A 12821-nucleotide genomic window follows, 5' to 3' on the forward strand; every position below is an offset into this window, starting at 1 on the left:
AAGACGCGGGCATACCCCCAATGGCAGGGAGAGGTTATGTTCCACTGATTTCCTCGGCGGCAAGAATTGGTAATCGACTCCGGAAGTAACTTATTCAACCAAAGATTTGTCCGGGTAAATTAAGTCTGACCTTGCTATGATCAGGGATGTCTTTTATCTTCTTTCATTAAATATGTACTATTTGCCCCAGCCTCCCTATTTTTTAATTGCGGTAGGGCTTTTTGTTGGGATTACCTGTGGCGCGGCCTTTGAAGCCACCTTGAAACAGAAAGTGAAGCTTTGGTTAAATACTCCCGCCAGCACATTGGCCGACCTGGATTTACAACTACCTTTCATGGGTATTTGTGTAGGGGTTTGTGTATTCCTAGCTTCTGGAGTGCAAATTTTTCTAGGCAATGGTTGGATTTCCTACGCCATTTCTTTGCCCATTACCATTTTTATTGCAGCATTGGTGTGGCGACAATTAGATAGCTTACTAAAACAATTAAAAAGCGGTGGATCTGCGGCCATTGATTTAGATGTTTTCTAGTTAACGAGAAGGTTTACCACAATTTTGTTATGGATGTTATGGATTTACCTGTTCTCGGCTCCACCCTATTTTTTACTATTTTTTCCCTAATTGGCTTGATATTTTTCATTCGTTCTTCAGTTAAAGATCGGACCCAAAAAATCCGGGCTTGGATCGATAACCCCGAAGCAGGCATATTGGATGAAATCAAAACCTATTTCAATAACCGAGCCTACCGCATTACCAACATTGACCCGGTCCAACAGGCGATCGCCTTTGAAGGTAACGTACAAGCTAGCCCTTTTCTAGCAGTGTTTTTGAGTTTGTTAGCGGCCCTAGGACTGCTCTGTTTAGCCTTGGTGTTGGCCGTGTTTTGGCCCCAACGAGGTTTTCTATTTTTCTTTCTATTATGGTTAGCTCCCTTGGCGGGAACTTTCTATTGGCAAAAAGCGGCCAGGGTAGAAGCGATCACGCTGGAAGTAGGAGATCCGGATCAACCTTCCCATCCGGGACAATATCCCCTAACTATCACCGCCCATCGGGACGAGTTGCGGGAACTGCAAGCTCAATTTCCTTTGGATTGGCAAGGGGGCAGTTCCCATTAGCATCAGCGATATTTTCGGAGATTTGCCTAATATTACCTGATTATCTTTTCATTTAACTTTGCTTGATAACAACTAAATTGCAAACCCATGGGCTTAGCCGTTGACAGTAATTTGATTGGTAAAATTTTAGCCCCTGCCCTGAGGCTCTGGCTCCGCTCCCAGGTGGAAACAGTGGAGAGTTTCGAACTGGAAATTGATGGCAAAGACCGACAAATTTTACGGGGCTATGTGCCTAGGGTTGCCCTTAGTAGTGACAGGGCCATTTACCAAGGTCTACAACTAGGACGGGTGTTACTGCGGGGAGAAAATATCCGCATTAACATTGGCCAGGTAATCAAAGGCAAACCCCTAAAACTATTGGAGCCAATTCGGGTTAGCGGAGAGTTACAAATTTCCCAAAGCCATCTGCAAGCATCCCTAGCTTCTGATTTACTTGCCAGTGCTTTTGAGGAACTATTAGTAGCTTTGTTGGCAGAACAGGGAGTGGAAAATCCCCAGGGCAAGTTGAAGAATTACACTTTCCATTGGCAGGCGATCGCCTTAGAGCATCAATCTTTTCAACTCAAGGGTGAAGTGCAAGACTCCCAGGGGCAAAGCCATGATCTGTTAGTTCAGGCCCGGTTACAGTTGGCCAGCCCCAAAACCTTACATTTGGAAGACATTACCCTAATAGGATTACCGGCGATCGCCAACCAAAATCTAGTCAGTCTAACCGTTGATCTAGGGGAAGATGTGGATCTTGAATCCCTAGATCTCAATAACGGCGAACTTTTTTGCCTTGGCCGGGTATTAATCCGCCCTTGAACATTGACAGTCCGTTGCTGAAATTGTCATTTGCCCCCTGAATTCCCCAAACATGGGGGGCTATGGAACCTTTCAAACACGTTATTACACGTTGGAATAAACGCTGTTTCTCAGAATGGTATATCCCTTGATTAGCTCCTGAATACCTCGTCCCAAGGACCAGTCAGGAGTAAAACCAGTGCTCAAAATTCTTTGGTTGGAAACGATATAATCTCGCTTATCTGGATCTTCACCGATGGGAGCTTCTAGATACACAAAATTGGGCAGATATTTACGGATTTCTGCACAAAGTTCTAGTTTAGACAAATTGGCATCTTCTAAGCCAACGTTATAGGGCTTACCCTTCATGGATTCAAAATTTTCCAAGCCATGGAGGAAAACTTTGGCAACGTCCCGAATGTGGATGTAATTACGTTTGAAATGACCTTCAAAAATCACCACTGCCCGGTCATAAAAAGCACGGTAGACAAAGTCATTGACCAACAAATCCACCCGCATCCGGGGAGCCATACCAAATACTGTAGCCAGGCGAAAAGTCATACTGTTATCCCGGTCTAACACCGCTTTTTCCGCTTCCACCTTAGTTACTCCATAGAGGGAAATAGGTCGCAGGGGACTTTCTTCGGTACAAAATTTACCCTTTTCCCCAATGCCATAGCCACTATTGGTAACTGGCATCAAAATCCGCTGTTGGGGGCTGGCTAGTTGACAGATCATTTCCACCGCCGTCTGGTTAGTGGTTTTAGTGCCAATTTGATCGCGACTGCACAGGGGAGCTCCCACCAGGGCCGCCAGGGGAATTATGACATCGGCGGTTTTTAGCTGTTCTTTAATCAGGTCTTCCTTGCGGCAATCCCCCCGGATAACGTTAAAAGTTTCATACTGACAGCATTCCGCCAAGCTATTTTGCTGGAACATGAAGTTGTCTATCACCGTTACCTCATAACCCGCCGCCAACAAAGTGGGGGTCAGGACAGAACCAATGTAGCCACCGCCACCGGTAATCAAAATTTTCACAATCACTCCTCCATGTTCTCTTTAACTATTGTTGAGCAAAAAATATCCGTTCCCAGTAAAGCAAAAAAAGGGCAACTTGCCAGAATTATTGGGGAATGGTGAGGGCATCATGGCGTTTCACTTCCTCCAGGTATTGCCCGATCGCCTCGGAGGTTTTACCCATATAACGCACTACTCCTCGGTCTAACCAGATGGTGGTAGGACAAGCATCTTGGATAAAGCCCAGGCTATGGGAAACCACGAGGATAGTGGTGTTATGGCCCCACAACTTGTCCATGCGGGCCTGGGACTTATGCTTAAAACTTTCATCCCCCACAGATAAAACTTCATCCAAAATTAGAATATCCGGTTCCACATCGGTGGCAATGGCAAAACCCAATCGGGCTGACATCCCCGAAGAAAGGGACTTCACTGGCATATCCCCCAACGTTTGTAACTCAGCAAAATCCAGGATAGAATCCACCCGCTCCAACATTTCCTGGCGGGAAAATCCCAACATCACACCGTAGAGAATAATATTATCCCGCACACACAAATCCGGGTCAAAGCCAGCCCCCAGCTCGATCAATGGTGCTATTTCCCCCCTCACCCGCAAACTCCCAGCAGAGGGTTCCAAAATACCGCAAATTACCTTGAGCAGGGTGGATTTCCCCGAACCATTGGAACCAATAATGCCAACTTTCTCCCCCATCACCACCGTAAAATCTATATTGTCTAGGATTAGCTTACGGGAGGGCTTACGATACTTACCCTCAATGAAAGATAGTACGGTACGCTTCAGGTCGTAGGAAAATTCCTCCTGGGTTCGACGGTACAAAGAAACTTTATCAAGACGAATAACTTCAGACATCTAAAATTAGCTTTACAACAGATCCATGAAATTCTTTTGCCAGGAGCGAAAGCACAACCAACCCAGGGCCAATAAAATTAAACCATTTAATAGTCCATGAACAATCAAACCAGACTCGGGCAAATCCCCCGACAGGGAAATTTGACGAATACTGTCAATGATCGGTAACAGGGGGTTGATGACCAAAAAGCGGCGCACTTGTTCCGGCACAATTTCGGATGGATAGAAAATGGGAGAACCGATCCAGAGCATGAAGGTTACTAGCTCATAGAAGTAGGGCAAATCCCGGAAAAATACGTAAAGGGCACTGACAAAAAAGCCTACCCCGGTGCACACTAGGCTCAGAGCCAACAAAGGAAAGAAAAGAGAAATGGCGTTAACAAACCACCAGCCAGATTCCCAAGACTTATAAATGGTGACGATCGCCAATAGGGGTAATGGCCCCACCACAAATTGGAACACGTTGGCAATAATCATGGAGAGGGGAAAGACACTGATGGGAAGCTTGATTTTGTTCATAAGCCCCCCACTGGCCACCACGCTCGATAAAGCTTGGCTAGTGGAAGCGGAAAAAAAGTTAATCACCAATAGCCCCGTAAAGGCCGCCAGCACATAGTTCAGGGCAGACCCATAGAAGGAGGCAAAGGCCGCTCCGAAAATAGCCGCATAAATCCCTGTCATAATCAAAGGGTTTAGCAACGACCAGTAAACCCCCAAAAAGGAACCCCGGTAACGGCCTTTCAGGTTGCGCTCCACTAATATCTGTAAAAGTTCCAAGTAGCGCTGAATCGGGGACCAGTTCACCCTTGTCGGTAGCGAAAGAGCCATAAAAAATTCTAAAAGATTGCGGGGCGGCGCCGAGCTAAACAAGAATTGTATAGAGTTGTGTGACCTTTGTCGAGATGACAAGAACAAGAAAACTATGTAGGAGGGGCTTTAGTAGTCCACCTAAATTACTTTTGGTTGATCAAGACTGCCCAAAGAAACTGGGTTAGAATAGGGCGGTTCACAATTTTCCTTACTGCCCAAATTCCATGGTTGTCAGCACCGTTAATCCCACAGCGCCCATGCCTGTGACCCCCATTTTTAACCCCACTGGCAACGATTCCGTCGAGAACCGCACCATTTGGTTTGGCAACACCACCAACTTGATGCAGTTGAATGATGTCCGCTATAACTGGGCAGTGGGATTGTACCAACAAATGCGGGAGAACTTTTGGATTCCCCAGCGCTTAGATATTACCCAGGATGTCACCGATTACTGGAATTTAACCAACGAAGAGCGTTATGCCTTTGACGGTATTTTGTCCTATTTAACTTTTCTAGATTCTGTTCAAACCTGTAACATTCCCCATTTAAAAAGTAGCGTTACCGCGCCAGAAATTAGCCTGTGTATGGCCGAGCAAATTTCCCAGGAGGGTATGCACAACCAAAGCTACCAGTACATGATCGAGACGATTATTCCCACGGAAAAGCGGGATAAGGTGTACGAATTTTGGCGCACAGACCGGGTGTTAAAGGAACGGTGCGAGTACATTGCCATGCTCTACCAAAAATATGTCGATCATCCCACCCAGGAGAATTATTTTATTGCCTTGATGGCGGACTATTTGCTGGAAGGATTATATTTTTACAACGGTTTTATTTACTTCTATAACCTTGCTTCTCGTATGTTGATGCCGGGTTCTGCGGACATTTTTAAGATGATCAACCGGGATGAGTTGAGTCACGTGCGGCTATACCAAAAGTTAATTCCCGAAGCCATGCAGGTCTTCACCCACTCCACGGATCAGATTTATGAAATGTTTGATAAGGCGGTGGAGTTTGAATGTCGCTGGACTAACCACATTGTGGGCAATAATATTCTCGGTATTACGGAATCTAGTACGGAACAGTACACCAAGTATCTTGCTAATAGTCGTCTGCGGGCGATCGGTTTAGATCCCCTTTACACTGATGCTCGCTACGGGAAAAGTCCCTACACCCACTTGGAGCGTTTTTCCGACACGAAAAAAGAGGCTCACACTAAGGCGAATTTCTTTGAGGCAACGGTGACCAGTTATGTGATGTCTTCTGGGGTATCTGGTTGGGATGAAATTTAGGGCATCACCACTGTCCCTGTTTTCCTGTCAATAATGTCTAAAGCTTGGTCAAGTTTACCAATGCCACACCATTGTCCAGTAGTTTCTACAAAGCGACAGGCCGCTTCTACTTTTGGCCCCATGGAACCCTCTGCAAATCGGTAACGGCGCAGATTTTTTGAGGTGGTTTGCTCAAAACGGTGGGCGTAGTCAGTGCCCCAGTTTTCATATACACCATCAACGTCGGTGAGGAGTAGTAAACCTTGGGCTTGGAGTTTTTCCCCTAAGAGAGCGGCGGCCAGGTCCTTATCGATTACTGCTTCTACCCCCTGCAATCCCCCGACTTCGTTAATCATCACGGGAATGCCTCCACCCCCAGCACAAACCACTAATGCGCCGCTGTTCACCAACAATTGAATAGTGGGTAGCTCAATAATCCTTTGCGGTTCTGGGGAAGCCACCACCCGACGGTAACCTTGGCCATCGGCGGCGATCGCCCAACCCCTTTCCTGGGCCAACTGTTGAGCTTGTTCCAGGGTATAAACCGGGCCAATGGGTTTGGTGGGTTGCAAAAAAGCTGGGTCCTGGCGATCGACCACAATTTGGGTCAATAGGGTGACCACATCCCGCCCAGGTAGTTGATTGCGTAATTCCTGCTCCAACAGGTAACCGATCATGCCTTCCGTTTCTGCCCCCAACACGTCCAAGGGATAGGGCTTACAGGATTTTTCGCGCTCCCCCTGCAGGGCCAGTAACCCCACTTGGGGGCCGTTGCCATGGGTGACAACGACGGGATAATGCCGGGCAACTTTGGCGATCGCCAGGGCGGCGATGTGGATATTAGCCTTTTGAATTTCCGCTTCTGGAGGTTGACCCCTTTGCAGTAAGGCATTTCCCCCCAGGGCAATGACAATGGGTCTGGTGTTTTGGTTAGGAGATTTCACCGGTTTTGCTCCCTAGCCCCCGACGGGCTAAAAACAAATCCAAAGCCGTACCTAATCCCGGTTCTTTCGCCTCGGCGTAATCATAAAAAACCCGCACCAATGGTTTATTCAATGGGATTAATCGGCCAAGATCACTGGGGGTACCCGATACCACCACGTCAACTTCAGCGGCATTGAGGGTATCGGCTAAAGCTTGTAATTGGACGGGAAAATAACCCATCGCGGGCAAAATTTTCGTTAAATGGGGAAATTTAGCATAAACAGCGGCAATTTCCGGCACAGCGTAGGGTCGAGGATCGACTATTGTAATGTTCTCAATTTCCTTCACTGCCTGGTAACCGGCACCGTAGTCCATGCCCCCGTGGGTAGTAGTGGGGCCATCCTCCACCACAATCACCCGTTTACCCCGCAGATCCAAAGGTGGCTCTAATCGCAACGGCGATCGCCCTTGGATAATTCGAGCACTGGGGTTTAACTGGGCGATGGAGTTCCGCACCTGGGTGATTTGGGCCGCCGTGGCCACATCGGTTTTGGGAATGAGGACAATGTCTGCCATCCTAAGCACCGCTTCCCCTGGATGGTAACGGCTTTCGTCCCCCGGCCGTAGGGGATCCACAAGGACAATGTGTAAATCCGGTTGCACAAAGGGAAAATCATTATTCCCCCCGTCCCAGAGAATGACATCACTTTCTAAAGAAGCTTTTTCCACAATTAGGCCATAATCTACCCCGGCATAGACCACATGGCCAGCCAGAATATGGGGTTCGTACTCTTCCCTTTCCTCCACCGTACAGTCCGCTTGATCCAAATCCTCCAACTTGGCAAATCGTTGCACCGCCTGTTTTTGCAAATTACCGTAGGGCATGGGATGGCGAATGGCGCAAACCCTCAAACCGAGTTGCCGTAACCGTTGGGACAGCCAGCGGCTCACCTGGGATTTGCCACAGCCAGTACGTACTGCCGACACTGCGATGACGGGTACTGTGGCTTTAATCATGGTTTGATTTGGCCCCAGTAGGACAAAATCTGCTCCGATCGCCAAACTGCGGGAAGCGAGATGCATGACCTGGTGGTGGGACACATCGCTGTAGGCAAACACAATTTGATCAACCCGATGTTCCCGGCAAAAATTTTCCAACTGCCCTTCTTCAATGATGGGAATACCGTGGGGATAAAGTTCCCCCGCTAAACTCGGCGGATAACAGCGATCGGCAATGCCCACAATCTGGGTCGCAGTGAAGGCCACCACTTCATACCGGGGATTATCTCGATAAACCTGATTGAAATTGTGAAAATCCCGCCCGGCAGCCCCTAAAATCACCACCCGCCGACGGTTGCCAGTAATTCTGTTTGTAACCATAACCCCTTCCCTCCGGACAATGGGCCACGCCGTCACCACTTCCTACAGGGCAACGTCCGTTCAATCAAATTTTCAACCTTAAACACCAGCTCGAAATATGATTAACCAGGGTATTTTTTCCCTTGCTTTGCATTGATCCCCGGTTGCTTTTCTACCTTTTATCATAAACAGCAACGGGATTATTCCCAGAACCTTTGTTACAATACTTTGCCTGGGAAGCTTCTCCCCAATCCTGGTTCGGCCAAAAAATTGCCCATTTTGACGGAGAAAAACCGCTAGGATATGGCAAATTTAAACTTTGCTTATTAATCCACTTTTCCTCACTTACTCCCCGAATCATTGCACCATGGCGATCGCCACAATCTTTGCCCAAATCTGGCAGTATTGCAAAAAGCCATTCCTCTACAATCTTGTTCTAGGTTTATTAATCAGTTTGGCGATCGTCCATCCCTTTCCCTTATTCAACCAAGTCCAAGCCCAAAATGCCTTTCCAGAAATCCGTGGAGTTTGGATCACCAATAATGACACCGTTCATTTTTTAGACCAGAACCGCACCACTGAATCCATTAACCTCCTGGCGGATCTGAATTTCAATACCATCTACCCCGTAGTCTGGAACTCCGGTTATGTTCTCTACGAAAGTGAATTTGCCAAAAGGGAAGGCTTACAACCCTTTAGCCCCAGGGGAGATCAAGGTCAGGATGTGTTAGCAGACATTATCGATAAGGCCCATCGGCGCAACATGTTGGTTTTGCCCTGGTTTGAATTTGGCTTTAAGGCTCCCCCGATGTCGGAACTGGTTAAGCGCCATCCCTGGTGGTTTACCCAAAAGCGGGACGGCACTAAAACTTCTGTGAGCGCTGCCGGAGAAGTGATGTGGATGAATCCTTTTCACCCTCAAGTCCAGGCTTTTATTACGCAACTAGTCATGGACGCAGTTAATAAATACGATTTGGACGGGGTTCAGTTCGACGATCACACCGCCCTGCCCAACGAATTTGGCTACGACAATTACACCATTTCTTTATATCAACAGGAAACAAAAAAAACTCCCCCCAGCAATCCGAAAGATCCGGCCTGGATTCGCTGGCGAGCCGATAAAATTACCGCATTCATGGTGCAGTTAAATGCCCGCATCAAAGCTGCTAAACCGAACATTCTCGTATCCGTTTCCCCTGCCACCTACAATCTCGCTTACAACACTTTTTTGCAGGATTGGTTGGATTGGATCCGCAAAGGCATTGTTGATGAAGTGATAGTTCAGGTTTATCGCACATCCCTACCCACTTTTACTGAGCCGATCCAGCGGGCGGAGTTTAGGGAAGCTAAAACCCTAATTCCCACCGCCGTTGGAATCTTAACCGGATTACCCACTAAGCAAGTGCCCATGCCCCTAGTGAATGATAAGGTCTATGCATCCCGAGCCCAGGGAATGGGAGTTTCCTTTTTTTATTACCAAACCCTCTGGGACATTGCACCGGAAGGAAAAGATGATCGCATTCAATCCTTTCGCCGTCTATTTCCTTTCCCAGCCCCCCGTAGTTTAGTCAGAATTGCCCCGCCTCCCCCAATTACTCCGCCCCCATCTCCCCCTCCCGTTAATAATCCCGCAGCCCCTAACCCTAATCCGGCTCCACCACTCCAAGGCATTCCCATTCCCGTTGAAATGCCCACCAGTTCTGCCCCTAACAATAATCCTGTTTTGCCGCAGAATGATCCTTTCCCCCCAAATACACCGCCACCGACTCCAGTGCCCCAGGAACCAGGCGGTTTTCCACCGGAACCAGTTTTGGACGACTCCATTCCCGTGGATTGGTACTAAATAGTTAATATTTTTTCAACATTATTCAACGGCTTACCCCCTAAACAACTGATTCCCCTTGCCGCTAGCCCACCCTCTGGCAGTTAATGGAACTGGGAAAGATTAGTCCAATAATCATAAATTTGCTTAAAACGGTGGAAAACTTTGCTTTGACCGCCTTCCTTCAGGGGATTTTGGGTGCTTCTAGCATGGCCCTGGGGGCTTTAATTGCTGTGGCTTGGCAACCGGGAAGAAAATTTTTAGCCGCAGTGATGGCCTTTGGTAGTGGCACTTTGATGGCGGCGATCGCCTTGGAAATTGCCAGTGCTGTTTACCGCAGTGCCGGAGTTTTGGTTCTGGTAGGGGGCTTTTTACTGGGGGGAATCCTGTTTATTAGCTTGAGTAAATACATTGATGAACAAGGGGGATTTTTACGTAAACCCGCCGTTAGCCGTCGCTATGTGGTGGAACATAAAATGCTGGAATCCCATGAGTTGGTAGATTATTTAGCCCACAGTGAAGTGATGAATGCTCTGCCAGAGCAGGAAAGGCATCAACTTGCTGGTCTGCTCACTCCTCACCATGCCTACCCCAGAGAAGTACTTTGTCGGGAAGGGGACCAGGGGGATTATTTTTACTTTATCGGTGGCGGGGAAGCGGATGTGTATAAGGGCACAACCTGGGTTAATCGGCTCACATCGGGCGATATTTTTGGGGAAATGTCTTTACTAACAGGAGAACCCCGGTCCGCTACGGTGGTAGCCGTCACTCCGATGGAACTGTATCAGTTGGATAAGGAAAACTTTGCCAATATTCTCAGTCAATCTCCCCATCTAGCCTTGGCCCTGAGCCGCAAACTCGCCCGCCGTTTACAGTCAGCCACGGACTTTGAGGCAATTGTCCCTCCCGAAGATAAGGTTTCGGTGTTGGAACCACTGGTAGAAGGCGATCGCCAGATGTTGGCCAAATTAGCCCAAAGCTCTGCTCCCATGGCCATCCTGGTGGGCACGCTGTTTGATAACATCCCGGAGGCTATGGTTATCGGCATGAACACCAATGTCACCCCCTGGGGTGGAGCGTTTCTGTTTGCTGTATTTATTTCCAATTTTCCCGAAGCCCTTTCCAGTTCCTTTGGCATGAAACAGGCCGGCATTTCCAACCGAAGAATTTTAACTCTCTGGTTTGGGGCGGTGGTGGCCAGTGGTCTGATCGCCATGGTGGGTTACTCCATTGGCCAAGGTGGCACTCTTTTATTAGTGGCCATGGCTCAGGCGATCGCCGGGGGAGGAATTTTGGCTATGTTGGCCAGCACCATGATGCCAGAAGCCTACGAATTAGGAGGCAGTTCCGTGGCCTACGCCACCATTATTGGTTTTTTAGCCGGGTTTTTGATTTCCGCCTCCCATTTTTGACTATACCCACGTCTAAGAGCCTGTTTGGAAAGTTGAGTTTTGGCTGTTTAATCCCCCCTAGCCCCCCTAAGAAGGGGAGAACCGTCACAAAAGTCCTCCTTTTTAAGCCGGAGCTTTAGTGAGGACATTTAGGGGGATAAATACCTAGTGTACTTTTCAAACACTTTCTAAAACCGGGAAATTCCCGACCACTTGACATAAGCCACGACCAAAAGCAGAGGCTTTTAGGTAAATGATCGGATTAGCTCCTAAAAATCCCCATCTTCCCCCTGCTCTTCCGCTACATCCTCTGTTTCCACCGGGAAAACCGCATTAACTAAAGATAATTTTTCCCGCACCTGTTGGTCGATGGTAGCGGCGATTTCAGGATTTTCCTCTAAATATTTCATGGCATTATCCCGACCCTGGGCAATGTTTTCGCCGTTATAGCTATACCAAGCTCCTTTGCGGGTGATGACTTCGCATTTTTCCGCCAGGTCAATGGTGCACCCCATGCGGGAAATCCCCTGGCCGAAAATGATGTCAAATTCGGCAATGCGGAAGGGGGGAGCCACTTTGTTTTTGGCCACTTTCACTTTGGCTCGGATACCGTATTCCCCTTCAGTGCCCTTTTTCAGGGTTTGAATGCGGCGAATATCTAAACGCACGGAGGCGTAGAATTTCAGGGCATTACCCCCGGTGGTTACTTCGGGACTACCGTAGGTCACACCAATTTTTTGCCGCAACTGGTTGAGGAAAATTACCAAACAACCCGATCGCCCGATGTTACCAGCAATTTTCCGCATGGCTTTACTCATCAAGCGAGCTTGGGAACCCACCGAAGTATCCCCCATTTCCCCTTCAATTTCCGCCCGGGGCACTAGGGCCGCCACGGAATCCACCACAATGATATCCACCGCAGTGGAACGCACCAACTGGTCAACAATTTCCAAGGCTGATTCGCCGTTATCTGGTTGGGCCACCAATAAATTATCAATGTCCACCCCCAGGGCTTTGGAATAAACGGGGTCGAGGGCGTGTTCTGCATCGACAAAGGCCGCGACTCCCCCCGCCTGTTGGGTGGCTGCCACCGCATGGAGGGCCAAGGTGGTCTTCCCGGAACTTTCCGGGCCGTAAATTTCCACAATCCGACCCTTGGGCAAACCGCCCCCCAGGGCCAAATCCAAAGTTAGAGCCCCAGTGGAAATGGTTTCAACCCGCATTTGGGTGGCATCTCCCAAGCGCATAATCGCTCCCTTCCCGAAGCTCCGCTCAATCTGGGCTAGAGCGGCATTGAGGGCTTTTTCACGGTCGGAAATGTTGGTGCTGGCCATGGATGTATGGGGATTGCAGAAGGAGATTCTATCTTAGATGCTCGGGAGAAAATTTTAACTTAATCCTAGGGCCAGGGGCGGTCAAATTGAGCGAATGGATAAAATAAACTAGCTGAAGATCCTAGA

General features: G+C 48.4%; 12 protein-coding genes. 6 read left to right on the top strand and 6 right to left on the bottom strand.

Going from position 1 to position 12821, the window contains the following annotated elements; translation table 11 throughout:
- Positions 1 to 172 precede the first annotated feature (172 nt).
- The 3 genes from BWK47_RS16235 to BWK47_RS16245 all read left to right on the top strand — a co-directional run bounded on the left by BWK47_RS16235 (position 173) and on the right by BWK47_RS16245 (position 1917).
- Positions 173 to 529 (top strand): hypothetical protein, encoded by a 357-nt coding sequence (locus tag BWK47_RS16235; RefSeq protein WP_237269700.1) that lies wholly within the window; start codon positions 173 to 175, stop codon positions 527 to 529.
- Positions 530 to 558: 29 nt separating this feature from the next.
- Positions 559 to 1113, top strand: coding sequence for a cofactor assembly of complex C subunit B (locus BWK47_RS16240; protein ID WP_162329460.1), 555 nt, complete (start codon positions 559 to 561; stop codon positions 1111 to 1113).
- Positions 1114 to 1200: 87 nt separating this feature from the next.
- On the top strand, positions 1201 to 1917 hold the full coding sequence (locus BWK47_RS16245; protein ID WP_162329461.1) for an LmeA family phospholipid-binding protein: 717 nt from the start codon (positions 1201 to 1203) through the stop codon (positions 1915 to 1917).
- Between the two features lie 84 nt (positions 1918 to 2001).
- On the opposite strand, the gene BWK47_RS16250 is transcribed toward BWK47_RS16245, so the two are convergent.
- From BWK47_RS16250 to BWK47_RS16260, 3 genes are all read right to left on the bottom strand, one after another.
- On the bottom strand, positions 2002 to 2934 hold the full coding sequence (locus BWK47_RS16250) for an NAD-dependent epimerase/dehydratase family protein (protein ID WP_162329462.1): 933 nt from the start codon (positions 2932 to 2934) through the stop codon (positions 2002 to 2004).
- Between the two features lie 85 nt (positions 2935 to 3019).
- A complete protein-coding gene (locus tag BWK47_RS16255) occupies positions 3020 to 3784 on the bottom strand; it encodes an ABC transporter ATP-binding protein (protein WP_162329463.1) in 765 nt (254 codons plus the stop codon).
- A gap of 12 nt (positions 3785 to 3796) precedes the next feature.
- Positions 3797 to 4612 (bottom strand): ABC transporter permease, encoded by an 816-nt coding sequence (locus BWK47_RS16260; protein WP_162329464.1) that lies wholly within the window; start codon positions 4610 to 4612, stop codon positions 3797 to 3799.
- A gap of 206 nt (positions 4613 to 4818) precedes the next feature.
- Here BWK47_RS16260 and BWK47_RS16265 point away from each other — a divergent pair, with 206 nt between their 5' ends.
- Positions 4819 to 5886: a ribonucleotide-diphosphate reductase subunit beta gene (locus tag BWK47_RS16265; protein ID WP_010874332.1), complete on the top strand. Its 1068-nt coding sequence runs from the start codon at positions 4819 to 4821 to the stop codon at positions 5884 to 5886.
- Here the strand turns inward: BWK47_RS16265 and arcC are convergent.
- Together arcC and BWK47_RS16275 are read right to left on the bottom strand one after the other, a co-directional pair.
- Complete coding sequence (gene arcC / locus BWK47_RS16270) at positions 5883 to 6809, bottom strand: carbamate kinase (protein ID WP_162329465.1); 927 nt, start codon at positions 6807 to 6809, stop codon at positions 5883 to 5885. The genes BWK47_RS16265 and arcC overlap by 4 nt on opposite strands.
- Positions 6796 to 8169, bottom strand: a complete 1374-nt coding sequence (locus BWK47_RS16275) for a cyclic 2,3-diphosphoglycerate synthase (RefSeq protein ID WP_237269701.1) — start codon at positions 8167 to 8169, stop codon at positions 6796 to 6798. The genes arcC and BWK47_RS16275 overlap by 14 nt, the downstream gene beginning before the upstream one ends.
- A 346-nt stretch (positions 8170 to 8515) precedes the next feature.
- On the opposite strand from BWK47_RS16275, the gene BWK47_RS16280 reads away from it, so the two are divergent.
- Both BWK47_RS16280 and BWK47_RS16285 read left to right on the top strand, forming a co-directional pair.
- Positions 8516 to 9991 carry a family 10 glycosylhydrolase gene (locus BWK47_RS16280; protein ID WP_162329728.1) on the top strand — a complete coding sequence of 492 codons (1476 nt, stop codon included), beginning with the start codon at positions 8516 to 8518 and terminating at the stop codon, positions 9989 to 9991.
- Between the two features lie 149 nt (positions 9992 to 10140).
- Positions 10141 to 11382 carry a cyclic nucleotide-binding domain-containing protein gene (locus tag BWK47_RS16285; protein WP_237269702.1) on the top strand — a complete coding sequence of 414 codons (1242 nt, stop codon included), beginning with the start codon at positions 10141 to 10143 and terminating at the stop codon, positions 11380 to 11382.
- Positions 11383 to 11630: 248 nt separating this feature from the next.
- Here the strand turns inward: BWK47_RS16285 and recA are convergent, their stop codons facing one another.
- Positions 11631 to 12695, bottom strand: a complete 1065-nt coding sequence (recA, locus tag BWK47_RS16290) for a recombinase RecA (RefSeq protein WP_162329468.1) — start codon at positions 12693 to 12695, stop codon at positions 11631 to 11633.
- Positions 12696 to 12821: the final 126 nt, after the last annotated feature.

This window comes from Synechocystis sp. CACIAM 05 (assembly GCF_010222815.1).
Lineage (GTDB): Bacteria > Cyanobacteriota > Cyanobacteriia > Cyanobacteriales > Microcystaceae > Synechocystis.

What these genes read in the sequence shown, in the direction of transcription:
- BWK47_RS16235 (WP_237269700.1), top strand. Translation starts at nt 173, where the DNA reads ATGTACTATTTGCCCCAGCCTCCCTATTTTTTAATTGCGGTAGGGCTT.
- BWK47_RS16240 (WP_162329460.1), top strand. Translation starts at nt 559, where the DNA reads ATGGATGTTATGGATTTACCTGTTCTCGGCTCCACCCTATTTTTTACT.
- BWK47_RS16245 (WP_162329461.1), top strand. Translation starts at nt 1,201, where the DNA reads ATGGGCTTAGCCGTTGACAGTAATTTGATTGGTAAAATTTTAGCCCCT.
- BWK47_RS16255 (WP_162329463.1), bottom strand. Translation starts at nt 3,784, where the DNA reads ATGTCTGAAGTTATTCGTCTTGATAAAGTTTCTTTGTACCGTCGAACC.
- BWK47_RS16260 (WP_162329464.1), bottom strand. Translation starts at nt 4,612, where the DNA reads ATGGCTCTTTCGCTACCGACAAGGGTGAACTGGTCCCCGATTCAGCGC.
- BWK47_RS16265 (WP_010874332.1), top strand. Translation starts at nt 4,819, where the DNA reads ATGGTTGTCAGCACCGTTAATCCCACAGCGCCCATGCCTGTGACCCCC.
- BWK47_RS16275 (WP_237269701.1), bottom strand. Translation starts at nt 8,169, where the DNA reads ATGGTTACAAACAGAATTACTGGCAACCGTCGGCGGGTGGTGATTTTA.
- BWK47_RS16280 (WP_162329728.1), top strand. Translation starts at nt 8,516, where the DNA reads ATGGCGATCGCCACAATCTTTGCCCAAATCTGGCAGTATTGCAAAAAG.
- recA (WP_162329468.1), bottom strand. Translation starts at nt 12,695, where the DNA reads ATGGCCAGCACCAACATTTCCGACCGTGAAAAAGCCCTCAATGCCGCT.